The organism is Streptomyces sp. NPDC048424, from assembly GCF_040651555.1.
Classification (GTDB): Bacteria; Actinomycetota; Actinomycetes; order Streptomycetales; family Streptomycetaceae; genus Streptomyces.
Window position 1 is genome coordinate 170,034 of sequence record NZ_JBEZKE010000014.1, and the last position, 24,901, is coordinate 194,934.

The 24,901-nt window shown below is 73.7% G+C and carries 20 protein-coding genes; 2 read left to right on the top strand and 18 right to left on the bottom strand.

Translation table 11 applies throughout. The annotated features are described in order from the left end of the window. The first annotated feature begins 18 nt into the window (after positions 1-18). On the top strand, positions 19-882 hold the full coding sequence (locus AB0D29_RS21495) for an SDR family NAD(P)-dependent oxidoreductase (protein ID WP_362856253.1): 864 nt from the start codon (positions 19-21) through the stop codon (positions 880-882). A gap of 229 nt (positions 883-1,111) precedes the next feature. On the opposite strand, the gene AB0D29_RS21500 is transcribed toward AB0D29_RS21495, so the two are convergent. Then, positions 1,112-2,302, bottom strand: a complete 1,191-nt coding sequence (locus AB0D29_RS21500) for a barstar family protein (RefSeq protein ID WP_362856255.1) — start codon at positions 2,300-2,302, stop codon at positions 1,112-1,114. A gap of 273 nt (positions 2,303-2,575) precedes the next feature. Here AB0D29_RS21500 and AB0D29_RS21505 point away from each other — a divergent pair, with 273 nt between their 5' ends. Then, positions 2,576-3,343 carry an NPP1 family protein gene (locus tag AB0D29_RS21505; protein WP_362856354.1) on the top strand — a complete coding sequence of 256 codons (768 nt, stop codon included), beginning with the start codon at positions 2,576-2,578 and terminating at the stop codon, positions 3,341-3,343. A gap of 41 nt (positions 3,344-3,384) precedes the next feature. Here AB0D29_RS21505 and AB0D29_RS21510 read toward each other — a convergent pair whose 3' ends face one another. The 17 genes from AB0D29_RS21510 to AB0D29_RS21590 form a co-directional block, all read right to left on the bottom strand. Further along, the gene (locus AB0D29_RS21510; RefSeq protein ID WP_362856257.1) at positions 3,385-4,524 is read right to left on the bottom strand and encodes a substrate-binding domain-containing protein; all 1,140 of its coding nucleotides are present in this window, start codon (positions 4,522-4,524) and stop codon (positions 3,385-3,387) included. A 34-nt stretch (positions 4,525-4,558) separates the two neighbouring features. Beyond that, complete coding sequence (locus AB0D29_RS21515) at positions 4,559-5,620, bottom strand: ABC transporter permease (protein ID WP_362856259.1); 1,062 nt, start codon at positions 5,618-5,620, stop codon at positions 4,559-4,561. Then, complete coding sequence (locus tag AB0D29_RS21520; RefSeq protein ID WP_362856261.1) at positions 5,617-7,170, bottom strand: sugar ABC transporter ATP-binding protein; 1,554 nt, start codon at positions 7,168-7,170, stop codon at positions 5,617-5,619. Before AB0D29_RS21520 ends, AB0D29_RS21515 begins: the two co-directional genes overlap by 4 nt. 126 nt (positions 7,171-7,296) lie before the next feature. Continuing rightward, complete coding sequence (locus tag AB0D29_RS21525) at positions 7,297-10,107, bottom strand: SpoIIE family protein phosphatase (RefSeq protein WP_362856263.1); 2,811 nt, start codon at positions 10,105-10,107, stop codon at positions 7,297-7,299. A gap of 111 nt (positions 10,108-10,218) precedes the next feature. After that, positions 10,219-11,190, bottom strand: coding sequence for a cyclase family protein (locus AB0D29_RS21530; RefSeq protein WP_362856265.1), 972 nt, complete (start codon positions 11,188-11,190; stop codon positions 10,219-10,221). A 103-nt stretch (positions 11,191-11,293) separates the two neighbouring features. Further along, positions 11,294-12,013: an LmeA family phospholipid-binding protein gene (locus AB0D29_RS21535; RefSeq protein ID WP_362856267.1), complete on the bottom strand. Its 720-nt coding sequence runs from the start codon at positions 12,011-12,013 to the stop codon at positions 11,294-11,296. Then, positions 12,010-14,265, bottom strand: coding sequence for an MMPL family transporter (locus tag AB0D29_RS21540; protein ID WP_362856269.1), 2,256 nt, complete (start codon positions 14,263-14,265; stop codon positions 12,010-12,012). The genes AB0D29_RS21535 and AB0D29_RS21540 overlap by 4 nt, the downstream gene beginning before the upstream one ends. A 101-nt stretch (positions 14,266-14,366) precedes the next feature. Next, on the bottom strand, positions 14,367-15,755 hold the full coding sequence (locus AB0D29_RS21545; RefSeq protein ID WP_362856271.1) for a HAMP domain-containing sensor histidine kinase: 1,389 nt from the start codon (positions 15,753-15,755) through the stop codon (positions 14,367-14,369). Next, positions 15,752-16,444 carry a response regulator transcription factor gene (locus AB0D29_RS21550; RefSeq protein ID WP_362856273.1) on the bottom strand — a complete coding sequence of 231 codons (693 nt, stop codon included), beginning with the start codon at positions 16,442-16,444 and terminating at the stop codon, positions 15,752-15,754. Before AB0D29_RS21550 ends, AB0D29_RS21545 begins: the two co-directional genes overlap by 4 nt. A gap of 111 nt (positions 16,445-16,555) precedes the next feature. Continuing rightward, positions 16,556-17,167 (bottom strand): TetR/AcrR family transcriptional regulator, encoded by a 612-nt coding sequence (locus AB0D29_RS21555; RefSeq protein WP_362856275.1) that lies wholly within the window; start codon positions 17,165-17,167, stop codon positions 16,556-16,558. A 180-nt stretch (positions 17,168-17,347) separates the two neighbouring features. Next, positions 17,348-18,208 carry a 3-hydroxybutyryl-CoA dehydrogenase gene (locus tag AB0D29_RS21560; RefSeq protein ID WP_362856276.1) on the bottom strand — a complete coding sequence of 287 codons (861 nt, stop codon included), beginning with the start codon at positions 18,206-18,208 and terminating at the stop codon, positions 17,348-17,350. Next, positions 18,205-19,377 (bottom strand): acyl-CoA dehydrogenase, encoded by a 1,173-nt coding sequence (locus AB0D29_RS21565; protein ID WP_362856278.1) that lies wholly within the window; start codon positions 19,375-19,377, stop codon positions 18,205-18,207. The genes AB0D29_RS21560 and AB0D29_RS21565 overlap by 4 nt, the downstream gene beginning before the upstream one ends. A 91-nt stretch (positions 19,378-19,468) precedes the next feature. Beyond that, positions 19,469-20,641, bottom strand: coding sequence for an acyl-CoA dehydrogenase family protein (locus AB0D29_RS21570; protein ID WP_362856280.1), 1,173 nt, complete (start codon positions 20,639-20,641; stop codon positions 19,469-19,471). 77 nt (positions 20,642-20,718) lie between these two features. Further along, a complete protein-coding gene (locus tag AB0D29_RS21575) occupies positions 20,719-22,833 on the bottom strand; it encodes an acetate--CoA ligase family protein (protein WP_362856282.1) in 2,115 nt (704 codons plus the stop codon). 1 nt (position 22,834) lies between these two features. Beyond that, complete coding sequence (locus AB0D29_RS21580) at positions 22,835-23,026, bottom strand: ferredoxin (protein ID WP_351297993.1); 192 nt, start codon at positions 23,024-23,026, stop codon at positions 22,835-22,837. Beyond that, on the bottom strand, positions 23,023-24,372 hold the full coding sequence (locus tag AB0D29_RS21585; protein WP_362856284.1) for an NADH-ubiquinone oxidoreductase-F iron-sulfur binding region domain-containing protein: 1,350 nt from the start codon (positions 24,370-24,372) through the stop codon (positions 23,023-23,025). Before AB0D29_RS21585 ends, AB0D29_RS21580 begins: the two co-directional genes overlap by 4 nt. After that, on the bottom strand, positions 24,369-24,800 hold the full coding sequence (locus AB0D29_RS21590) for a hypothetical protein (RefSeq protein WP_362856286.1): 432 nt from the start codon (positions 24,798-24,800) through the stop codon (positions 24,369-24,371). Before AB0D29_RS21590 ends, AB0D29_RS21585 begins: the two co-directional genes overlap by 4 nt. Positions 24,801-24,901 lie beyond the last annotated feature (101 nt).

A 24,901-nucleotide genomic window follows, 5' to 3' on the forward strand; every position in this document is an offset into this window, starting at 1 on the left:
CCGTGAAAGGTGACCGTCATGTCGACCCTCCCCACCCCCGACGCCTCCCTCCGCACCGTCCTGATCACCGGCACCTCCTCCGGCATCGGCCTGGCGGCCGCCGTCGCCGCCGCCCGGGCCGGCTGGCGGACGGTCGCCACGCTGCGTGACACCGGCAAGGCCGACGCCCTGCGCAAGGCGGCCGCCGAGGCGGGCGTCGAGCTCGACATCCGACAGCTCGACGTCGTCGACGAGGCCTCCGTCACCGCTGCCGTGGACGGCGTGATCGCCGACTACGGCCGACTGGACGCCGTCGTGAACAACGCCGGCGCCGGGCACGTCGGCACCCTCGAACTCGAGACCGTCGCCGACGTCCGCGAGGTCATGGAGGTCAACTTCTTCGGCGTGCTGAACGTCTCCAAGGCCGCACTGCCGCACCTGCGGGCCACCGGCGGCCGCCTGATCACGGTCACCAGCGTCGGCGGCGTCATCGGCCAGCCCTTCAACGAGGCCTACTGCGCCGCGAAGTTCGCCGTCGAGGGGTACATGGAGAGCCTGGCCCCCGTCGCGGGCGCCGTCGGCGTGAGCGTGTCCGTCATCGAGCCGGGCGCCGTGGCCACCGAGTTCGTCAACAACCTCGGGCTCGACATCGAAGCCCGGATCGCCGAGGCGGGCCCGTACGCCGACGCGCTGCGCCACTACGTCGAGCGCACGGTCGGCCAGTTCCTGGACGGCGCCCAGACCCCGGCCGGCGCGGCCGAGTCCGTGATGGAGGCGCTGACCGTGGACCGGCCCGCGTTCCGCATCCAGACCTCGCAGTGGGCCCGCGACTTCACGGGCAACAAGCTGGCCGACCAGGACGGCTCGGCGGTCGTCGGCATGACGGGCACCTGGGTCGCCTGACCGCAGGGACCGGCCGGGCCGGGCGGCCGATCTGTGCTCCGCGCGGAACCGGGTGATGATGGCGGGAGATCGACGGGCCCTCGCGGAGGGCTCGTCCGAGCCGGGAGGTGACTCCTACGCATGGACGAATCACGCAGGGCCTGGATCATGATCGGCGGCGTCGTCGCCGTCATCTTCCTGAACCTCCTCGCCATCGTCCTGATGAACACCATCGGACGCTGACCGTCCGCTACGCGAGCTCGACGGTGGCCCCGAAGGCCCGCAGGCGGCCGACGACCTCCTCGGCGTAGGAATCGGCGGTCAGGCCTTCGCGGGCCAGGGCCAGCCGAGCGACCTCGAAGTCGTGCCAGACCAGAGTGAAGGGCGGGACGGCGCCGAATCCGCCGGACAGGCAGTCGAACAGCGAGTTCCAGCACCGGCCGTAGTATCCGCCCGGGCTGCCCAGCGCCTCTCCCAGCGCGCAGTGCAGGGCGTAGTGGCCGGTCACGTACCGGCCGTCGAGGTGGTACTCGCCGCCGGTCCGGTCCGGGCCGTGGCGCTTCTCCGTGAGCCAGAGCCATTCCCTCCGCAGCTCTTCCGGGAGCCGCGCCCACTGGTTGGGCTCGGTGGGGCGACCGTCCCGCCACACCTCCCACACCGGTTCGAGCTCCGGCCCGGGGTGTTCCTCGACCTCTCCGGAGACGGTGACGTCGAGCAGGCCGCCGCCGAGCTCGGAGGATCGTGTCCCGACGACCGACAGCCCGGCCGTCCGGCCGGCCATGACACGGCCCGCCCGGTCGACCGCCAGGACCTCCAGCCAGGTGACGCCGTGGCCCCGCGACAGGATCGGGGCGTCGGGGTCGCAGCCCATGAGCCGGAGCTCTACCGGTTCCGGAGGCCTCCGGGGCTGGAAGAGCCGGGGCATCGCCGCGCAGGAGCCGTACGGGGTGGCCCCCTCCGCGTCGGAGAGGTCGAAGCCGAACTGTCGCTGTCGATCCAGCGACGGTGTGCCGATGGGCCAGTCGGGCGGCCGGACCCCGGCCGTCACGGCGATGTCGACGAGTGAGGCGTCCTCCGGACCGGGCTGCTGGTCCACGACGACGGCGTCGCACAGCTCGTAGCCCCAGTCGTGCACCTTCTCGCCCTTGAGGCGCACTTCGATCAGCATGTCGCCGATCCGCCCGCCGTCCTTGCCGTCGACGGCGTCGCGGAGCCGGCCGAGCGGTGCGCACGAGAACAGCACCAGCTCCTCTCGGGGCACGACGGGCACCGGCGGTTCGGCGAACAGCCCTTCGATGTCGGCGCACTTCGCCAGCAGGTCGTATCCGTGGGCGTAGGGGTGGCTCCTGCCGTCCGGCCCGTGATCCCTCTCCTCCACCAGGACGTACCGGAGCGGCCTGCCGCGCTCCCGGCTCCAACGCTCGCGCCAGGGGTTTTCCATACCGCACATCGAACAGGGGCCGGCCCGGGATCTCATCCGGGTTTCGCGCCGGAAGGGCGGTCGCGAGCCGGTGGAAGGCCCTGTTCCGATGTCCTGACATCACGTCAAATCTCTTTACCGGTAAGGGGATCCGGCTCCGCTCGAAGCGGGAAAGAGGGGCCGCTCGGACCCTTGCCGTGCCGCCCGCGGTTCGCGAATGATGCTCCGGGCGTGTCGGCCGAAGGCGGCCGCGATGCGCGCGCCCTCGTCGAGCCGACCGGTCAGGAGCCCGTTTTGCGGACGAACCGTCACATCCGGAGATCAACCGTGGTCGTCGGGGCAGCCCTCGCGCTGGTCGTCGGCATTCCCCAGGTGGCCTTCGCCGCCCCGCCCGCGGCCCTGCCCGGCCAGGCCGAGGCGATCGAGCGGACCTTCCAGCCCGCCTACGACTACGACACCGACGGCTGTTACCCGACCCCCGCCATAGGCCCGGGCGGAGAACTGAACGGGGGACTCAAACCCACCGGAGCCCTCAACGGAAACTGCCGGGACGCCTCGGACCTCCAGAACACCAACGGCTACTCCCGCTGGAAGTGCAACAACGGCTGGTGCGCCGTGGTCTACGCGCTCTACTTCGAGAAGGACCAGGCCCTCGCCGGCATCTCCCTCGGCGGCCACCGCCACGACTGGGAACACGTCGTGGTGTGGATCCAGAACAACGAGGCCAAGTACGTCGCGACCTCCGCCCACGGCGACTTCAACGTCCACACCCGTGACCAGATCCGCTGGGACGGCACCCACCCCAAGATCGTCTACCACAAGGACGGTGTCGGCACGCACTGCTTCCGCGCGGCGAACACCAACGACGAGCCGCCCGAGAACCACCGCGGCACCTGGCAGTTCCCCACGCTCGTCGGATGGTCGGGCTACCCCGCCACCCTGCGCGACAAGCTCAGCCAGGCCGATTTCGGCAGCGCCCACTTCGGCCTGAGGGACGACTCCTTCGCCTCCCACCTCGCCGAGGCCAAGCCGGCGGGCATCCCCTTCGACCCGTACCAGTAGGTGCCGCCCGCAGCCCCCGGCGGCGGCCGGGGGCGTGCGGGTCACTTGCCCCAGATCCTGAGGTACCCCTCGCGGTAGCCGGCCGGATCCCAGGACGTGGCGCCGTCACTGTTGTCGGCCGTCGCGATGTGGACGGGGGCCACGTAGCCACTGGCCGGCCGGCCGGCGAAGGCGCGGTTGAACTCGTCGACGATCTGCCAGCCCTGCTGGGACAACGGCTCGGGGACGGTGGCGGCCTGGAACTGCTCGCTGTTGATCCGCTGGAAGGCGGACGGGTCGCCGTCGCCCGCGCCGATGTTGAAGGGCGGTCCGGCCCCGGGCTTGCCGGCCGCGCGCAGCGCCGGGGCCGCGTCCGCGAAGTAGAGGTCGTTGATGGCGACGGAGTGGGTCCAGTCGCCCTGGAAGCGGGAGACGAGCGAGGAGACCGCCTGCGGGGTGCGGCTGGCGGCGTCCGGGATGGGGATGTTCTCGGTCGTCAGGAGCCGTACGCCGGAACAGGTGGCCAGCTCCTGCCGGATGAGCTCGGACTTGTTCTTGGCGAAGGGGATCGAGTCGTCGGTGAAGAGGACGACTCCGGCGTCGCCGCGGGACCGGGCGATGATCCAGTCCGCGCTGATCCTGGCCACGTCCTCCACCTTCGTGGTGACGTTGGTGAAGAGCCGGGGGTGCTCGCTCGGACCGGGCGACCCGACCGCGTGCCAGCCGACGACCGGGATGTGCGCGGCCTCGGCCCGCGCCATCTGCTGCGAGGTCAGCTGGGGGTCGAAGCCGCCGATGACGATGCCGGAGGGCTTGAGCGTGATGGCCTGGCTGAGCGCCGCCTGGATGCCGGCGGGGGTGCCGTCCCCGTCGATCACCCGGAGCTTCCAGCCGATGGCCTTCGCGGCCTCCTCGACGCCCTTGGCGACGCCCGCGACACCGGGGTTGGTCATGGTCTGTGCGACGTAGACGAGGGTCTTGCCGGACGCCGCCGGGGGCCCGCTGGTCGGGCCGTGCCAGGCGGCGTCGGAGTTCTCGGCCTGCCGGACGGCCACCGCGGCCCTCGCGAGGGTGGCGGGGCACCCGGTTTTCGACGGCCCGGCGCCCGTCGACGGGCCGCTCCCGCAGCCGGTGACGAGGACCGTGGCCGCCGTCAGCAGGGCTGATGCGGCGGTGAGGGTGGTCTTGCGGTTCGGGTACACGGTGCTCCTGGCGCGGGTGCGCGTACGAGGTCTGCTACGGGTGGCTGTCCTGCGGTGGTGCGGCCGCGGGCTCCGCGGGGGACCGGCGGGCCGCCGTGGTGCCGGTGCGCAGCCGGCGGCGGGCCGAGTAGCCGGCGAGGCCGACGGCGATGAGCAGCGTGGCGCCGTTGAACAGCGGCGTGGCCCAGAACTGGGCGCCGAGCTGGCCGATGCCCGCGAGGCCGATGGCGAGGACGGCGACGGCCACGACGGTGCCGAGGACGTTGGCGCGGCCGGGTTTGATCGTGGTGGCCCCGAGCAGTGCGCCGACGAACGCGGGCAGCAGGTACTCCAGCCCGACACTGGGGTTGCCGGTCTGCTGCTGGGCCGCGAGGAGGACCCCGGCGCAGCCGACGATCAGACCCGATGCGGTGAAGGCGTACACGGAGTACCGGTGGGTGGGGATGCCGATGATGCCGGCGGCGCGCGGGTTGGAGCCGATGACGTACAGGTACCGGCCGAGCGGCAGCCGCTCCAGGACCACCCAGAGGACGGCCGTGAGGGCGAGGACGTAGAAGGCCGGCAGCGGCAGCCCGAGGAACCGGGAGTCGTAGAGGCCGGTGAAGGCGGCGGGCAGGCCGTCCGGGCCGGGGACGATCCGGCCGCCGTCGGTGATCCAGCCGGTGAAGGCGTACATGATGCTGCCGGTGCCGAGCGTGGCGATGAAGGAGTCGATCTGCCCGAACTCGACGATGACGCCGTTGACCGCGCCCGACACCGCCCCTCCGAGGATCACGACGAGGCAGGCGAGGGGCCAGGGCCAGCCCTCGTTGACGATGAGCTGCATCACCAGCACGTGCGCCAGGCCGAGACCGTAGCCGATGGACAGGTCGAACTTGCCGGCGGCGATCGGGACCGTCGCGCCGAGCGCCAGGAGGGCGGGGATCGACTGGTTGGAGAGGATCGAGGAGATGTTGTCCCGGGTGGGGAAGGTGTCCGGCAGGGTGAGGGAGAAGACCAGGAAGAGCAGGACGGCGAGGGCCAGGAGACCGTAGCCGCCGATGAGGTGCCCGCGGAGGTGGCCCAGCAGGGACCGGGGCGAGGGGGATCGGGTCATCGGCTCGTCGTGGTCCCGGTGGTCGGGGGCATGGCCGAGGCGGTCCGGGTGAGTTCGGTGACGGTGAGCGCCGCACCGCTGAGTTCGGCGCTCACGGTCCCGCGGACGAACACCAGCGCGCGGTGGCACACGTCCGCGACCTCCTCGAAATCGGTGGAGATGAGCAGGACCGCCAGGCCGGAGGCCAGCGCGTCGTCGAGCAGCCGGTGGATCACGGCCTTGGCGCCGACGTCCACACTGGCGGTCGGCTCTTCGAGGACGAGCAGGCGCAGGTTCCCGCGCAGCCACCGGCCGACCATCACCTTCTGCTGGTTGCCGCCGGACAGGGTGGCGATCGGCACCTCGCTGTCGCGGGGGTGCACGGAGAAGCGGTCGATGAGGGCGGTCGCCTCGGCGCGCTCGCGCCGGGGACCGGTCCACCGCAGCGCCGGGACGCCGGCCGCCCGGGGGTTCGCCAGGAAGTTCTCCCGCACGGTCAGTTCGGCGGCGCAGCCCTCCTCCTGACGGTTGCCCGCCACGAAGCCGACGCCGGAGTCGAGGGCGGCGGAGACCCGGCGGGGGCGGTACGGCCGGCCGTCGAGCAGGGCCGGCCCGCCGAGCATCGGCCGGGCGCCGGCGAGGGCGCGGCCCAGGTCCATGTGGCCGGCGCCGGTCAGGCCCACCATGCCGAGGATCTCGCCGGCCCGCAGGTCCAGGCTGACCGGTCCGGCGTACGCCGTCCGCACGCCGTCGAGGCGCAGGAGGGGCGGGCCGGTGGTGGCGCGGGGCGCGGTCGGCGCGTGGGCGGACGGTTCGTGGCCCACGATGGCGCGCACCAGCCGGGCGGGGCCGAAGCCGGCGAGGGGACCGCGTTCGACCACGCGGCCGTCGCGCAGGACGGCGAAGGTGTCGGCGACCTTGTACACCTCGTCGAGGCGGTGGCTGACGTAGAGGATGCCGTGCCCCCGGTCGCGCAGGGCGTGCAGGACCGCGAACAGCCGGGCGCAGTCCGCGGCGGGGAGGGTGGCTGTCGGCTCGTCGAGCACGATGAGCTCGGCCTCGGTCGCCAGGGCGCGGGCGATGGCGACCAGCGAGCGCTCGGCGGGGGCGAGGTCGGCGATGCGGGCGTCGGCGTCCAGGTGCCCGGCGACGATCCGCAGGGCCTCGTCGCAGCTCTCCCGGGTGCGCCGCCATGAGATCAGTCCGCGCCGGCGCGGGTAGCCGGTGCCCAGGGCGACGTTCTCGGCCACCGTCATCCACTCGACGAGACCGAGGTCCTGGTGGATGAAGGACATGGTGCGGGCGGCGGCGTGGGAGCCGAGCGGGTGGCCGGCCACGGTCACCTCGCCCTCGTCGGCGTGGTGGACCCCGGCGAGCACCTTGATGAGGGTGGACTTGCCGGCGCCGTTGGGACCGAGCAGGGCGAGGACGCTGCCCCGGTGGATGTCCAGGTCGACCGCGGCCAGCGCCACGGTGCCGCCGAACCGCTTGCCGAGACCGCGGATGCGCACCAGGGGTTCGCCACCGACGGGAGGGGGCGGGCTCATCGAGGTGTCGGGAGCGTCATGCACAGACTTCTCCGGGGGTCGGCCTCCGAGTTCTTCCCGACTGCATGGGGGATTCTATGCCGATCTGACGGTGTATCTCCGGTATTGAACTCGCCGGGCGCCGGGATGTGCCCGTCGCGGGCGCCGCCGTCACGCCGCGGTCAGAGCGCACTCGGCCCAGATGACCTTGCCCTCGGTGGTGTAGCGGGTGCCCCAGGCCTGGGAGAGCTGGGCGACGAGGAACAGGCCGCGGCCGCCTTCGTCGGTGCTGGCGGCGTGGCGCATGCGCGGGGCGGTGCTGCTCGCGTCGTACACCTCGCAGATCAGGGTGCGGTCGAGGATGAGGCGTACCCGGATGGGCGCGGTGCCGTAGCGGACGGCGTTGGTGACCAGCTCGCTGAGCAGCAGTTCCGTGGCGAACGCGGACTCCTCCAGCCCCCACCGGCCCAGCTGGCTCACGGCGGCGGCGCGGACCTCGCCGACCATGGCCGGGTCGGCGGCCAGGTCCCACGAGGCGATCCGGTCGGGGGACACGGCGTTGGTGCGGGCGACGAGGAGGGCTATGTCGTCCCCGGGGTGCTCGGGCGCCACGGCGTCGAGCACCGCCTGGCAGGTCTCCTCGGGGGCGCGGTCCGGGTGGGCCAGTGCGCGGATGAGCTCGTCCAGGGACACGTCGATGTCGCGATGGCGGTCGTCGATGAGCCCGTCGGTGTAGAGGACCAGCTGGCTGTGCTCGGGGAGTCGCATCTCGACGGACTCGAAGGGCAGGCCGCCGAGGCCGAGCGGGGGTCCCGCCGGCAGTTCGAGGAGGGTCACGGTGCCGTCCGGGTGGACCAGCGCGGGCGGCGGGTGGCCGGCCCGGGCCATGGTGCACCGCTGCGAAGTGGGGTCGTAGATGGCGTAGAGGAAGGTGGCGCCGACGATGCCGCTGCCGAGGGCCGGGTTGTCCCCGCCCTCCTCGCGGTCGAGGCGCACCATCAGGTTGTCGAGGTGGGTGAGGAGTTCGTCGGGGGCGAGTTCCAGTTCGGCGAAGTTGCGGGCGGCGGTGCGCAGCCGGCCCATCGTGGCGGCGGCGTGCAGCCCGTGGCCGACGACGTCGCCGACGAGGAGGGCGACGCGGGTGCCGGACAGGGGGATGACGTCGAACCAGTCGCCGCCCACTCCGGACTCGGCGGGCAGGTAGCGGTGGGCCACCTCCACGGCGACCTGGTCGGGGAGGCCGCGCGGGAGCAGGCTGCGCTGCAGGGCCAGGGCGAGGGTGTGTTCCCGGGTGTAGCGGCGGGCGTTGTCGATGCAGAGGGCGGCGCGGGCGGCGAGCTCCTTGGCCAGGGACCGGTCGTCGTCCCCGTAGGGGGCCGGGTCCTGCGAACGGTAGAAGCTCGCGATGCCCAGGAGGACGCCGCGGGCGAACAGGGGGACGGTGATGAGGGAGTGGATGTTGTGCGCGAGGAGCAGCTCGGCGTGCTCGGGGTCCTGGGCGATCCAGCCGAAGGCGGCCTTCAGATCGGGTTCCAGCACGGGCTGACCGGTGGTCAGGGAGCGCATGTGGGGCGTGGTCGGGCGCAGGGTGACCTGCTCGCCCACCGGGTAGAAGGGGCAGTCCTCGCGGATTCCGTGGACCACCGTTCGCCGCATCTCGGTGGTGGGGTGGGCGGACTCCTCGCCGCGCAGGACGGCCTCCGGCATGTCGATGGTGACGAAGTCGGCCAGCCGCGGGACGGCTATCTCGGCGAGCTCCCAGGCGGTGCGGCCCACGTCCAGGGTGGTGCCGATGCTGTTGCTGGCCTCGGCCAGCAGCTCCAGACGGCGCCGCGCGGCGACGGCGTACTTGCCCACCTCGGGCTCGCCCACCAGCACCAGCCCGCGGACCATGCCGCCCGCGGCGTCCTCGGAGCCGGCTGCGGCTGCGCCTGCTGTCCCCGCCGTGGCGGATGTGCCGAGTGTGCCGCCGGACGTGCCGGGCGCGCGGGCCGCCCGCGTGGGCGTACGGGGCACGGCGCGGGACAGGGGTCCGGGCGGCGGGCCGGTGGGGGCGGGGGCGTGCCGTTCGTCCTCGTCGGGCAGGAGCGCCTCGATGACGATGCCCTCCACCCCGGAGGGGCTCGTCACGGGGCGGCTCACGAGGGTGACCCACCGGTCGCGGGAGAGGGGCACGTCCGCGGCCGCCCACTGGGCCGAGGACATCAGCTCCGTGGCCTTCTCCTTGAGCGTCATCTGATCGCTCTGCTCCAGCTCGCTCTGGAGCAGCTCGGACATGCCGAGCGCGTGTCCGTTGCCGCTGTGGTCCTCGGCCCCGGTCCGGCTCGCGGCCTCGAGATAGGCGTGCAGCAGGCCGCGTTCACGCGCCGAACTCTGCTCCATCAGCCGTCGTTCGATGGCCTCGGCCGCCTTGCGCACCACGGGGATCAGGGCCGGGTCCGCGTCGGTGTAGGGATAGCCGAGGCACAGGACGCCTTCGATGTGCCCGCTGAGCTGGTCGCGCAGGGGGATCGCCGTACAGGCGCTCGACTGGGACCGCTCGGCGAAGTGCTCGGCGCCGAAGACCTGACAGAGCCGCCGTTCCGCGAGGGTGAGACCGATGCCGTTCGTACCGGCGAACTGCTCGGCGAAGACGAAGCCCGGGACGGTCTGGATCGGGGAGAGGCGCTTGACCATGGACTTCTCGCCGAAGCGGCGTTCGAGGACGGTGCCGTACCCGTCGGCGAGGCTGATGTTCATCTGGCTGCCCGCGAAGACCGACTCCAGTCGGTCGAGTACGGGCCGGGCGGCGCGGATGAGCCGGCCGTCCGGGTCGAAGTCCTGCGTGAAGGGAAGCTCGGACTGGTCGGGCGAGAGGCCCAGCAGCCGGCTGCGCTGCCACGAGTGCAGGATCGGCCCCCGCACGCTCCCCTCGACCGACTCGCCGTGCAGGAACCGGTCACGGGGATGCACGGGTCCGATGCGGTCTTCCACCACCCCCATCTGCACCACTTCCCTCGGCTCTCAGTCCCTGGCCCTCGGGCCCTCAGCCCTCGATGTTCACGCCAAAATGCCCTGAATCGACAGATTTGAGTATATTCCTCGGGCTCGCCCTCACAGGATCGCGACAGGATTGACGGGCGAACCCGTCCCGCCCGGGACGTTCAGCGGCGTCACGACGAGCATGAAGGCGTATCGGCCCGTTTCGGCGCAGGCGGCGGAGAGCGGTTCCAGATCGAGGTTGTCCAGCAGCGGCACTCCCATCGCGGTGACGGCGAGCGTGTGCACGGGGGAGTGCAGCCCCTCGACGGGCGAGGGCCGGACGTCGCTGTCCCCGTCGCCCCCGAGCAGCGCGATGGCGCGCTCGGCCAGCAGCGGCACGGCGTCCACGTGCCAGCCCGCGCTCGCCCCGCCGGGGTCCCAGGGGCCGGCTTCGCGTCGGCGGCGGAAGGCGCCGGAGCGCAGCAGCACCGCGTCGCCGTCCCCGATCGTCACACCGAGCGCCTGCTCGGCGGCGATGAGGTCCCGCGCGTGCACCGCGCGCCCGGGATCGAGCCATTCGATCCCGAGGACGGCCGGCAGGTCGACCAGTACGCCCCTGGTGACCAGCGGGCCGAGCGCCGACACCGCGCCGAAGCGGGCGCCCGCGGCATCGACGCAGTCGCGGGCCGCACGGCCGTCGTACAGTTGCCCCCGGTAGGCGACGTGTGACAGTGCGTCGAGGTGGCTGACGCCCTTGCCGTGGTAGTCCACGGCCAGGAAGTCCTTGTAGACGGACGGCTCCGGGGCCTCCACGTCGCCGAGGTCCGACATGTGGTGCAGGGCGGGCTTCGCGTTGTCCGGACCGGGCCGGGTGTCCCAGGGCCGGGCCATCGGGACGACCGTCCCGGACCGGACCAGGGCGGCGGCCCGCCGCACGTGGTCCGCCGTCACCCTGTTCCAGGCGCCGCGGTCGGCCGCCGCCCACCGGCCCCACGTGCGGACCTCGTCGAAGAGCGCGTCGAACTCCCGGCGGGAGACGGCGGGCCCGTTGCCGGGAGCGGCGGCCGGCGGGGGGCCGGGGGCGTCGGCGGGGTCGTGGCTCATGTGCGCATCAGCGCTCCAGGGTCCGTAGGGCTGTCGCCCCAGGATTCCCTGCCGTCCCCGGTACGCGAGCGGACGCGCGGGCCGACCCCCGATCCCGTCGGTGTCAGGCACCCGCCAGGGGGGCCGGGCCGCCCGTCAGGGCGACGTGGAGGCCGTCCGCCTGGACGCGTACGGACGTGGCCTTGAGCCCCAGCGGGTACTTCTCCGGCGCATCCGCCTCCGGGCCGAGAGCGCCCTCGCCCATGCCGAACTGCCCGGTGGGGACGGAGTGGCCGAACACGGTGAGCCCGTCCACGGCGAGGGTGACCTTGCCGTCCGCCAGTACGGGACGCAGCGTCAGCTGTCCGGCGCCGCCCGGGCCGACGGAGGCGAGGACGGTCCCGCGCGCCGGATCGGTGGTGACGGCGGACACCGGGACGGCGGGTACGGCCGTCCGGATCGCGGCGGCGAGGGACTGCGTCGAGGCGGTCACCTCGGCGTGCGTGCCGCCGACGGTGCCCCCGTCGCCGAGGCGGACGTCGTCCAGCCGTGCGCGGACGCGGACCTGGGGGAGGCGCCCGACCCGGGCGTCGTCGCTGCTGATGTCGAGCCGGGGGATGTTCCCCCGCGCCAGGTCCCACAGGGCCCAGTCGTCGGCCACGCCGACCGCCACGTCGCCACCGAGGCCGGGCGCCGCCTGCGTGACGTGGTTGCGGATCACGGCGCGGGCGGTGAACTCGGCCGCGCCCGCGGCGACGGCGGACAGCAGGACCGCCGTGGTCGTGATGGTGAGGACGAGGTGGCGGCGCAGGGCCGCGCGGGTCTTCGTCAGGCGCTGTTTCATCGCCGGACTCCTTGATCGGTCGTGGCCTGGACCGCGGCCGGAAGTGCTGGGGTGGACAGGGGAGACGGTGCGGGCGCGGCGGCCGGGCCTTCCGGGTCGAGATGCGGAAGGAGCCGGTCCAGCCAGCCGGGGAGCCACCAGTTCGCCCGCCCGAAGAGGTACATGGACGCCGGCACCAGCAGCAGACGGACCACCGTGGCATCGATGATCACGCTGACGCCCAGGCCGAGGGCGAGCATCTTGACGGCGACGTTCGCGGAGAGCAGGAAGGCCAGGAAGACGCTGGTCATGATCATGGCGGCGCAGGTGATGACGCGGGCCGTGGCGGCGAGGCCGGTGGCGACGGCCAGGTGGTTGTCCTCCCGGTGCAGCCACGCCTCGCGGATCCGGGACAGCAGGAAGACCTCGTAGTCCATGGAGAGTCCGAAGACTATCGCGAACATCATCATCGGCACGTACGACTCGACGGGCACCTTCTCGGTGACGCCGAACAGCTCGCCGCCCCAGCCCCACTGGAAGACCGCGACGACCACCCCGTACGCGGCGGCGATCGAGAACAGGTTGAGCACGGCCGCCTTGAGCGCGATCAGCGGACTGCGGAAGACGGTGAGCAGCAGCAGGAAGGCCGCGGCCACGACCACACCGATGATCAGGGGCAGTTTGGCGGTGAGGGTGTCGGTGAAGGTCTGGGTGGCGGCGGCGGTACCGGTGACATAGCCCGTGGCACCCGTGCCCGAAAGCGCCCGCGGCACCGTCTCGTCCTGCAAGGTGTGGATCAGGTCGGCGGTGGCGCCGTCCTGCGGTCCGGTGGCCGGGGTGACCGTGGTGATGAGCAGGACGTTGTCCGGGCTGGGCACCGGGGTCGTCACCGATGCCACGCCCGGTACGGCGGCCAGTTCCCGCTGGAGCGAGGCGGCGAGCTCCTGGCGCCGGGCTCCGTCGGCGACCTGCCGGCTGTCGAGGTGGGCCACGACGGTGAGCGGACCGTTGGCGCCGGGGCCGAAGCCCTCGGTGATCAGGTCGTAGGCCCGGCGGTCGGTCCTGCCGGTGGACTGCGCTCCGGCGTCCACGTGCCCGAGCCGCATGGACGCGACCGGGACGGCCAGGACGCCGAGCACGAGCAGACCGCTGACCAGGAACAGCCAGGGGCGCCTGCTGACCGTGACGGCCCAGCGGTGCCAGACGTCGCCCTCGCCGGTGGGTTCGGCGACCGGGGTGCGCACGTGGAGGCGGTCGATGCGGCTGCCGAGCAGGCCCAGCAGGGCCGGAGTCAGCGTCACGGTCGCGGCGGCCGCCACGACCACGCTGATCCCCGCCGCGACGCCGAGCGTGCCGATGAAGCCCACACCGGAGACGCAGAGCCCGCCCAGGGCCATGGCGACCGTGGCGGCGGCCACCAGCACCGCACGCCCGCTGGTGGCGACCGTACGCCCGACCGCCTCGACCGGCTCCGCGCCCGCCTGGAGCAGCGCCCGGTAGCGGGTGGCCAGGAACAGCGCGTAGTCGATGCCGACGCCGAGGCCCATCATCGCGGCCAGGGTCGGGGACGCCTGCGCGAAGTCGAAGGACCCGGCGAGCAGTCCGAGACCGGCCAGGCTGACGGCCAGGCCGAGCACGGCCGTCAGCAGCGGCAGACCGGTGGCTGCGACGCTGCCGAAGCCGATCAGCAGCACGAGCACGGCGACGGCCAGACCGATGGCCTCCGAGGTGTGGTCGGCGGACTTGGGCGTGGCCAGCTGCCCGAGCGGGGCCCCGTACTCGACGGTGACCTGGTCCGCGCGCAGCGGCTCGACGGCGCTGTCGACCCCGGTGAGGTAGGAGGGTTCGAAGGTCGCCGGGTTCCCGTCGAAGCGGACGGTGATCTGGGCGGTCCCGCCGTTCGCGGAGACCGCCCCGGGCGTGGTGAGCGGGTCGGCCACCGACAGGACGTCGGGCAGCCGGCGCAGGCGGTCCACGGACGATTCGATCGCGGCCCGGTGACCGGTGACCGAACCCTGGTCGGAGGTGATCACGATGGGGGCGGCCGTGCCGCCGGAGCCGCTGGTGTGGGCCTTGAGCAGGTCGGCGCCGGTCTGCGTGGAGGTACCCGGCAGGGAGAAGCTGTCGGCGAAGGATCCGCCCCACACATGATTCGCCAGCCCGAGACCGGCCAGCAGCACCACCCACAGGGCGACGACCCGCCAGGCGTGCCGGGCACACCGGCTTCCGATCCGATGGAGGAGACCCGGCCCCCCGGCCGATGGAGTGTTCATGGGACCTCATGGTGCGCGGCGCCTGTAAGGGGGGCGTGGGCGCATTGTTCGGGGAATGTACGGGCACCCGCGCGCCCGCCGGGAAGAGGAGCCGCGCCCGCTCACACGGTCTCGGGCGCCGGCGGAAGGCTGACGGTGAAGCAGGCGCCGCCCTCCGGCCCGTGCCCCTCGACGCGGATGGCGCCACCGAGGCGGCCGGTCAGCCGGTGGGCGATGGCCAGGCCCAGGCCGGAGCCGACCGGGCGGCTGTCCCGGTAGCGCTCGTGGAGGGCGCCGTGGTCGAAGGCGATGCGCACGTCGTCCTCGGTGAGGCCCGGCCCGCCGTCGCGGACCTGCAGCTCGGCCCCGCCGTCCGGGGCGGCGCGGACGGCGAGGACCAGGGGCGCGCCCTCGGGCGTGACCCGCAGGGCGTTCTGCACCAGGCCGTCGATCAGCTGCCGGACCCGGAAGGCGTCCGTCTCGACGACGACGGGCCGCCCGGGCCGCTCCAGCCGGAGCCCGACACCGTGGCGGGCGCAGGGGCCCGTCCAGAAGGCGGCGGCCTCGGCGACGACCGCGCCCAGGTCGGCGGCGGCCATGTCGAGACGGAAGTCGTCCGCCTCCAGCCGGGCCAGGTCCAGCAGGTCCCCCAGGAACCGGTCCAGGCGCCGGGTCTCGTCGGCCAGGACGCCGCCGACCTCGGGCACCCGCTCCGGCTCGATCAACCCGTCGGCGAGCGCCTCGGCGTATCCCTGCAACGCGGTCAGCGGAGTGCGCAGGTCATGGGAGACGGAGAGCAGGAACTCCCGCTGCCGGTTCTCGCTGTGCGCCAGCGCCTCGTCCAGGACGTTGAGGGCCCGCCCGATGTCCGCGGTCTCCCGGGGACCGTCGACGGGGGCCGGCACGCCGCGTTCGCCGTCGGCCAGCCGGTGCGCGATCTGCGAGGCCCGCACCAGCGGACGGGCGATGCGCCGGGCCAGGAGGGCCCCGGCCAGGGCCGCGCCGAGCATGCCGACGATCAGCGGCACGATCACGTTGCGGCGGATCTGGTTCGTGTTCTCGCTGACCACCGCGTACGGCTCGGTCAGCACGACGGCGCCGCCGCGTACGCCGGGCCGCCCCACCAGCAGCACCTCCTCGCCGCCGAGGATGCCCGTGGTGGAGACCTGCTCCCCGGCCAGCAGTGCTGATTTCGACGCCCGGTCGACGGCCGGGGTGGCCGTTCCGCTCACCGCGCCGTCCGGGGCGATGACCGCGAGCTGCACCCCGTTGGGCCCCGCCAGGACCTGGGCGCCGGTGAAGAGCGCCTCGGACAGCGCCGGCAGGCGGCTGAGCACCGTCGCCTGACGTGCTAGCTGGTCGCGTTCGCGCTGCTCCGCGCCGTGCGCGGCGGTCTGCCAGGCGATCAGCCCGGTGAGCGCCACGGCGAGCGCCGCCACCACGGTGCTCAGCACCACGATGTTGCGCGCGAGCGAGCCACGGGTACCGGAGCCGGGGCGGGGACGGTTCACGTGCGCGGGGCGATCGCGCTGTACCCGACGCCCCGGACCGTACGGATCGGGCTCGCGTCGCCGAGCTTGGCGCGCAGCTGCGAGACGAAGACGTCGACCATCCTCGTGTCGCGGTAGCCCGGGTAGCCCCACACCTGGGCGAGCAGCTGCTCACGGGTGAAGACCTGCCCCACGTGCCGGAGCAGGTGCGCCAACAGGTTGAACTCGGTGGCCGTGAGCTCCACCGGCTCACCGTCGCGGCGCACGGTCCGGCTGACCGGGTCCACGCTGAGCCCGCCGAGGCTCTCGGCCGGCGGCGCGGGTGGACCCGCTGCCCGGCGCAGTACGGTCTTGACCCGTGCGACCAGCTCGCGCGGCGAGAACGGCTTGGTCAGGTAGTCGTCCGCGCCCAGTTCCAGGCCCAGGATCCGGTCGGCCTCCTCACCGCGCGCCGTGACCAGCAGCACCGGCGTCCAGTCGCCCGCGTCGCGCAGGGCACGGCAGAAGGAGATGCCGTCCGTGCCCGGCAGGCCGATGTCCAGCACGATGGCCACCGGACGCATCCGCCGCGCGGCCGCGAGTCCGGCGCTCCCGTCGGCCTCGACGTGGACACCGAAGCCCTCGCGCGACAGGTAGAGCCTCTGGACGTCGGAGATGTGGCGCTCGTCCTCGACGATCAGCACGAGGCCCTTGGACTCCGAACCCGTCATCACTGCCTCTCACGTGCGGAAACACCGTCGATGCTAACCCCGTCGACCCGGCATTGCGGCGGGCGCGCCGCCGCCCGTACATTCCCCGAACAATCCGCCGGCCCGGTGCCGTCAGACCTCCGGGAACACCGGCGCGATCCCGAGGGCGGGCGCGATGGCCCGCCAGACCGTCGACTGGGCCGTGGCGAGGTCGACCCGGGGGTCGTCCAGCATCAGGCGGATGCCGAGGCCGTCGCACAGCGCCAGCACCAGCGTGCCGATCGCGGCGACGTCGCAGTCGGTGAACTCGCCCGACGCGATGCCCCGTTCCACGGTCCCGGCGACCCACGCGTGCAGCTGGTCGTACAGGTCGACGGCGAGGGTCCGGGCCGTCCCGTCGCGCAGCGCGCGCACCCACAGCTCCTGCCAGAGCTTCCAGTCCTGGCGGAGCTCCTCGTCCGTGGGCAGCATGCTGCGCACGATGCGGGCCAGGACGACCGCGGCCGGGTCCGTACCGGTGTCGCTCCCGGTGTCCGTGCCGGTCCGGGCGAAGGAGTGCGTCATCGCCTCGGCGAAGAGCTTCTCGCGGGTGTCGAAGTGGTAGTGCAGCAGGGCCTTCGAGACACCGGCGTGCTCGGCGACCTTGCGCATGCTGACGTGCTCGAAACCGATGTCCGCGATCACCTCGCACGCGGCCGTGAGGATGCGTTCCCGCGTTTCGAGTGCGCGCTCGGCCTTGGTCACGTTGGCTGCTCCCCGTGTCGGCGCCCGTTGGGTCGGTGGGTGGGTGGTTGAGCGGGTGGTGGGCGCAAGGCCCGGCGGCCGGACCCGCCGGACACCATCCTCGCGCATCGGGCCCCCGGTCCCCGGCCGTTGGACCGCGGCGGCCGGGAACGGGGGCGGGGAACTGGGCCCCTCATCGGGTCAGGCGTAGGTGTGGAAGCCCCGGCCCGTCTTGCGGCCGAGCAGGCCCGCGTCCACCATCCGGGCCAGCAGCGGCGGCGGGGCGTAGAGGGGCTCCCGGTACTCCGCGTACATCGACCGGGCGATGGCCTGGACGGTGTCCAGCCCGATCAGGTCGGCCAGGGCCAGCGGCCCCAGCGGGTGGGCGCAGCCCAGGGTCATCCCCTGGTCGATGTCCTCGGCCGAGGCGATCCCGGACTCGGCCATCCGCACCGCGGCGAGCAGGTACGGCACGAGGAGCGCGTTCACCACGAAGCCCGCCCGGTCCTGGGCGCGGACCACCCGTTTGCCCAGCACCCCGGAGGCGAACTCCCGCGCGCGCCGGGCGGTTTCCTCGCCGGTGAGCAGCGAGGGGACCAGCTCCACCAGGGGGAGCACCGGGACGGGGTTGAAGAAGTGCAGGCCGACGACCTGGGCCGGCCGCGAGGTGGCGGCGGCCAGCCGGATGACCGGGATGGACGAGGTGTTCGTCGCCAGCACGGCGTCCCGGCGCTCCACCACCCGGTCCAGCCGTGCGAACACCTCCAGCTTGGCCCGCTCGTCCTCGGCCACCGCCTCGACGACCAGGTCCCGGTCCGCCAGCAGGGACATGTCCGTGGTCAGCGTGATCCGGCCGATCGCGGCGTCCTGGTCGGAGGCGGTCAGCTTCCCGGCCGCCGCGGCCCGGGCCAGGGAGCGCTCGATCCGTTCCAGGCCGGCGTCCGCGACGGTCCGGTCCGCCTCCACCACCACGACGTCGCGTCCGGCGCGGGCACAGACCTCGGCGATGCCGGATCCCATCAGCCCGCAGCCCACGATCCCGACGCGCTCCACATCGCTCACCGCGTCACCGGCAGCCGCAGAACTCCCGTGCCGCGCTTGACGAGTTCACCCGCGATGATCAGGCGCTGGATCTCGGAGGTGCCCTCCCAGATGCGGTCGACGCGCAGTTCGCGGTAGAGCCGCTCGACCGGGTACGAGCGGTCGTAGCCGCGGCCGCCGAAGATCTGCAGGCACCGGTCGATGACCCGGCCCGAGGCCTCGCTCGCCGACAGCTTGGCGATGGCCGCCTTGGCGTGGAGCGTCTTGCGGTCGATCCCGCCCTCGTCGACCTCCCAGGCGACCTGGTGGGTGTAGGCGCGGTTGACGGCGATGTCGACGGCGCAGTCGGCGAGCATGCCCTGGATCAGCTGGAAGTCGGCGATGGGCGAGCCGAACTGGCGACGCTCCACCGCCCAGTCGCGGGCGAGTTCCAGGGCGCGCTCGGCCGCCCCGATCGTCCGCGCGGCGATCATCAGCCGTTCCTCGGTGAACCAGGAGCGGGTGATGTCGTAGCCGTTGCCCACCTCCCCGAGCACCGCGTCCGCCGGGACGTGCACGTCGGTGAAGGTGAACTCGGGGTGCTCGTAGACGAAGGTGTGCATCCAGCGGGGCACCCGGGTCATCTCGATGCCCGGGGTGTCCTTGTCGACGAGGAACAGGGTCGGCGCCCCCTCGTCCCCGGCCGCGGCGAGCACGATCATGAAGTCGGCGTGGTCGCCGACGGTGACGAACCACTTCTCGCCGTTCAGCACCCAGCCGTCCGCGGTCCGCGTCGCCGTGGTCCTCAGGCTCTGCGGGTCGGAGCCGGCCTCGGGCTCGCTCACCGCGTAGCAGTCGCGGCGCTGCCCCCGGATGACGGGGACGAGGTACCGCTCGCGCTGCTCCGGCGTGCAGAAGGACAGCGCGTTGGCGGGACGCCACACCATGTCCCACAGGGCGCCGGTGAGCCGCCCGAGCTCGGCCTGGACCGTGACCTGCTCCAGGATGGTGAGGCCGGCGCCGCCCCACTCCGCCGGCATGTTGACGGCCTGCAGGCCGCTGTCGAGGACGGCGTCGCGGATCTCGGCGTGGGCCTGCGGGGGCAGGCCGTTGTTCTCCTCGCAGTCGAGCTCGTACTTCGTGATGAACTCGGTGAGGGCGCGCGCCGAGTCCCTGAGCTCTTCCTGACGGGCGGTGAGACGGAAGTCCATGTCTGTGGTCCTTGTGATCGCGGGTGCGGGGTGCGGGGTGCGGGGTGAGGGGTGAGGGGTGCGGTACGGGGGCGGGTCGCGGCAGGGGTGGTCAGGAGGCGGGCAGGGCGAGCGCCCGTGTGCCGCGCTTGATCAGCTCGTTGGCGATGATCAGGCGCTGGATCTCGGAGGTGCCCTCCCAGATGCGGTCGACGCGCAGCTCGCGGTACATGCGCTCGACCGGGTACGAGCGGTCGTAGCCGCGGCCGCCGAAGATCTGCACGCACCGGTCGACCACCCGCCCGGCGGCCTCGCTCGCCGCGAGCTTCGCCGTCGACGCCTTGGCGTGCAGGGTCTTGCGGTCGGTGTGCGGCTGGTCGGCTTCCCAGGCGACCTGGTGGGTGTAGGCGCGGTTGACGGCGATGTCCACGGCGCAGTCGGCGAGCATGCCCTGGATCAGCTGGAAGTCGGCGATGGGCGAGCCGAACTGGCGTCGCCGCACCGCCCAGTCGCGGGCGAGCTCCAGCGCCCGTTCGGCGGCGCCGACGGTCCGGGCGGCGATCATCAGCCGCTCGTCGGTGAACCACTCCTTGGTCAGCTCGTACCCGTTGCCGACACCGCCGAGCACGTCCTCGTCGGCGACGAACACGTCGGTGAAGGTGAACTCGGGATGCCCGTTCACCGCGGAGTGCATGAAGCGCGGGACCCGCGTCATCTCCACACCCGGTGCGTGCTTGTCCACGAAGAACAGGGTCGCGGCCCGCTCCGGGCCCGCGTCCGCCTGCACCAGCAGGAAATCGGCGATGTCACCGCAGGTCACGAACCACTTCTCGCCGTTCAACAGCCAGCCGCCGTCGGTCCGGGTCGCGGTGCTCGTGCCCGAGCCGGGGTCGGAGCCCGCCCCGGGCTCGGTGACCGCGAACGCGTCGAACCGCTCGCCCCGGATGACGGGCAGCAGGTACTTCTCCCGCTGCGCCTCGGTCCCGTACGCGAGGACGTTCGCGGGCCGCCAGGGTATGTCCCAGAGGCAGTTGGTGACCTTGCCGAACTCCTCCTCGACGATGACCTGGTCCAGCAGGGACAGGCCGGCACCGCCCCAGGCGGCGGGCATGTTGATCGCGTAGACACCGGCGTCCATGGCGGCGCGGGTCAGTTCGCGGACCGTGTCGGCCGACAGCGGGCCGCCGGCCTCCTCGGACCGGTCCTCGTACTCCATCAGGAGCCGGGCGTAGGCGGCGGCACGGGCCTTGAGGTCGGCCTGCTCGGGGGTGTAACGGAAGTCCATGGTGCGGTGTCCTCCGGTGGAAGGGATGAGGGTGCCAGGGATGAGGGAGCCAGAGGGGGGCGGGGGAGCGTCGGGGGTCAGCCGAGGACGGCCCGGGCGTCCAGGGCGAGGGCGCCGTCCGGGCGTACCAGCAGGGGGTTGACCTCCAGCTCGGCGATCTCCGGATGGGCCGCGGCCACCGTCGTGATGCGTTCGATCACGGCGGCCGCGGCGGCCACGTCCACGGCCGGCCGGCCGCGGACGCCGTCCAGCAGCGCGGCGGTCCGCAGCCCGCGCAGCAGGGCCTCGGCCCGCCCGGCCGGTACGGGGGCGAGGGCGAAGGCGACGTCGCGCAGGCTCTCGGTGAGGACGCCGCCGAGCCCGACCATGGCCACCGGCCCGAACCGCGGGTCGTGGTTGACTCCGACGATCAGCTCGATGCCGTCCGAGAGGTCGGCCATCGCCTCGACCGAGTAGGCGGGGGCGCCGAGCCGGGCGTGCATCTCCCGGTACGCGACGAGGAGCGCCTCCCGGTCGGCCAGCCGCAGCGCGACGCCGCCCGCGTCCGACTTGTGCAGCAGGTGCAGGGCCTTGAGCACGTACGGGCCCTCGAACTCACCGGCGGCGGCGACCACTCCGGCCTCGTCGGTGATCTCACGCGCGGCCGGGAAGGGCACGCCGGCGGCGGCGAGCAGCGTCCGCACCCCGTGGTACCCGGCGTCCCGCAGCGGCGCGGCCGGGGTGGGCAGCGCGGGGAACTCCGGCAGCTCCCCCGCGTCCTCGCCGCCGCCGCCGTCCGCTGCCCGGCCGGTCATCGCCGCCAGCGCGCGGGCCGCGTCCTCGGTGGCGGCGAACACCGGCACCCCCGCTTCGGCCAGCACCCGGCAGCTCGGCGACCGCGGGTACATCGACTGCACGACCAGCGGCTTCGGTGCGGCCGCCAGGTGCGTGACGATCTTCTCCGCGGCCAGCGTCTCGCCCTCGGCGAGCACGGAGCCGCCGGCCGGTCCGCCGCCGAGACCGCCGTCGGAGGCGGCGTAGCCACCGAAGTAGCCCGTCATCAGGACCGCGTCGACCTCCTCGGCGGCGAGGAGCTCCGCGACCGTGTCGGCGTACGAGAGGGGCTCCTGCTCGCCCATGCCGGCCAGGTCGACCGGGTTGCCGACCGCGGACTGCTGCCACAGCACGGTCCGCAGCCGCGCCTGGGTGGCCGCGCCCAGTTCCGGCACGCGGAGTCCGGCGTCCTCGGCGGCGTCGGCGGCGATGGCGCCGTGGCCTCCGCCGTCGGTGAAGACCGCGGTCCGGGCGCCGCTCCGGCGTCCCTTCGTGTGCGGGCGGCCCGGCCGGGCGCTCAGGGCGGCCAGGACGACCGTCATCTCCCTTGGCGTGCGCACCAGTTCCACTCCCGCGTCGCGGCAGGCCGCGGCCACCACGTCGGCGGAGGTGGTGAGCGCCCCGGTGTGCGACTGCGCGCTGCGCGCGGAGGCGGTGCCCCGTCCGGCGGTGAGCAGGACCACCGGCTTGCCCGCCGCGGCGGCGGCCCGGGCGAAGGCCCTGCCGTCGCCGAAGTCCTCGGCGTACACGGCGATCGACGTGGTGGCCTCGTGGCGGGCACAGTCCTCGACGAGGTCGACGAGGGTCACGTCGGCCTGGTTGCCGAGCGAGACGAACCGGGAGAAGCCCAGCCCGTGCGGGGCGCCGCGGAGCTGGAGTTCGAGCGCGAGGTTGCCGCTCTGGCTCAGCAGGGCGACACCGCCGGGCGCGAAGCGGTCCGAGGCGAGGTAGAGCTCGGTCGTGTTGTCGGCGATGCCCAGGCAGTTGGGGCCGACCAGGACGGCTCCGGCCTCCCGGACGCGGGCGACGACCGCGCGCTGGCGGGCCAGGCCCGCCGGGCCGGCCTCGGCGAAGCCCGCCGTGATGCCGACGATCGCCTTCGCCCCGCAGGCCAGGGCGTCGTCGACGGCCGCCTCGAAGCCGTCGCCGGGGACGGAGACCACCACCAGTTCGACGGGTTCGCCGATCGCGGCGAGGGACGGGGCGGCCGGTCTGCCGAGGACGGTGCCGCCGCGCCGGTTCACCAGGTGCACCGGCCGCCGCCCGTCGGCGCGCAGCGCCTGGGAGGCCACGGCGTGCCCGTACTTGGCGGGGTCGTCGCTGGCGCCGACCACGGCGACGGAGCGGGGGTCGAAGAGGGCGGTCAGATCGCGTCCCATGTCACTTCTCCACTCGGAGGGCGGAGTTGGGGCAGCTCTCGGCGCAGGCGCGCGCCGCTTCCTCGGTACCGGACGGGACCGCGACGGCGATGACCTTCGCGTAGCCCCATTCGTCGAGTTCGACCAGGCCGGGTGCGTGTTCCTGGCACAGCCCGTAGCCCTGGCAGCGGGTGGAGTCCAGCAGGAGTTTCACGATGTTCCCTTCAGGGCGGGCAACGGGGTCGGGAGGGCGGCGGCCGTCGGCACGGCCGTTGCGGACGCGGCCCTGGCGGATGGGGCCATGCCGGGCGGGGCCACGTCGGGTACGGCGACCGTGAGGCGCCGGCGGCCGTCCGCGGGATCGGAGGCCGCGCACACCGGGCACGGCGCGGCGAGATGGGAATGGACGAGGTGGGGGAAGGCGTGGAGGAGGCTGCCCGCGATCCCCGCGGCGGCGTCGAGCAGGCCGCAGGCGCCCCGCCCCCGCAGCCCCTGCGACCAGCGCCGCAGGCTGTCGGCGGTGTCCGGCGCGGCCGTCCCGGCGGCGAGGGCGTACAGGGCCTCGCCCACAGCCCTGGTCCCGGACACGCAGACCCCGCACTGGCGGGCGCTCTCGGCCGCGAGGTGGCCGGCCGCGTCGGCGGCGGCGCTCACCGGGCAGGTGCCGGGGGACAGGAAGCGGATCGCCCCGCAGCCCAGGGCGGTGCCGGCGGTGGCGAGCGCGCCGGGTTCGAGGGGGAGGCGGTCCACGGCGGCGGCGTCGACGAGCCCGCCGAACAGGCCGCCCATCAGCGCGCCGGTGGCCTCCGGGGTGCCGAGCAGGGACGCCAGGGTGCGCAGCGGCGTGCCGAAGGGGACTTCGGTGAGGACCGGGGCGGCGGGCCCGCCGGACAGGGTGACCAGGGTGGAGTCCGCGATCCGGTCCCGCAGGTCGGGGCGGGCGGCGGTGAGGGCGATCCGGGCGAGGGTCTCGACGTTGGAGACCAGGGTCGGCGCGCCGCCGACCCCCCGCTCGAAGGGGCGGGGCGGTTTGGCGGTGGGCAGCGCCGGTCCGCCGTCGATCCGGCGGACGACCGCGCTCTCCTCCCCGGCGACGTAGGTGTGGGCGGTCTCGACGACCTCGACGGGCAGGCCGGGGTCCCGTTCGGCGAGGGCCCGTCGGACGCGTGCGCCCGCTTCGGGGTCCGAGAGGTAGACGTAGCCGCGGACGGCGCCGGTGACGGCGGCGGCGCGGGCGAGTCCGTCGAGGACCAGATGGGGCCGGGCCCGCAGCAGCCAGCGGTCCTTGACCGAACCCGGCTCGCCCTCCTCGCCGTTCGCCACCACCACCGGGCGGCCGCCCCGGTCCCGTACGGAGCGCAGTTTGACGGCGACAGGGAAGCCGGCCCCTCCCCGGCCGCGCAGCCCGGACGCGGTCAGGTGGTGCAGCAGCTCGTCCGGGCCGGTGGCGGCGGTATAGCCCCCGGCGGCGCGGTACGCGGCCGCGTTCTCGACCGTGTGGGGTGACGCTCCGAGTACGGAGTCCGGTGGCGGCTGCGCCGGCCGGCGGATCGTGGTCATCGGCTTTCTCCTGTCGGGGGAGTGGTCCGCAGGGTCCGTACGGCGCTTTCCAGCGCGGCGCGGTCCCTGGCGGTGCGGCCGTACCCCGGTCCCGGGAGGCCGATGAGCATGCGGTGGTGGTCGAGGACCACCTCGGCGGCGAGCAGGGCGGCTGCCGTACGGTCGCCGGGCCCTGGCCCTGGCCCTGGCCCCGGGCCGGTGGCCACGGCGGTCACCAGCTCGGTGACCTCGGCCAGGTAGCGCAGCCAGCTGTGCCGGCTGCCCCGCAGGACCAGGCGTTCGACGCGGCGCCGCTCGGCGGCCGCCAGCTCGGCGGGCGCCACGGGCGGGCGATGCGAGGGGGCGCGCAGGGCGGCGACCGCCGCGGGCAGTTCCCGCTCGGGTTCGGGGGTGAGCCCGAGCCAGTCCAGACGCCGACGACCGCTCATGCGTGCCTCCGGGAGGGGGGGGAGGAGGGGAGTGGGGGTGCGGGGTGGGGGTTTCCGTGACCGTCCGGGCCCGGACGGTCACGTGAGCCGAGGGCGGGGAG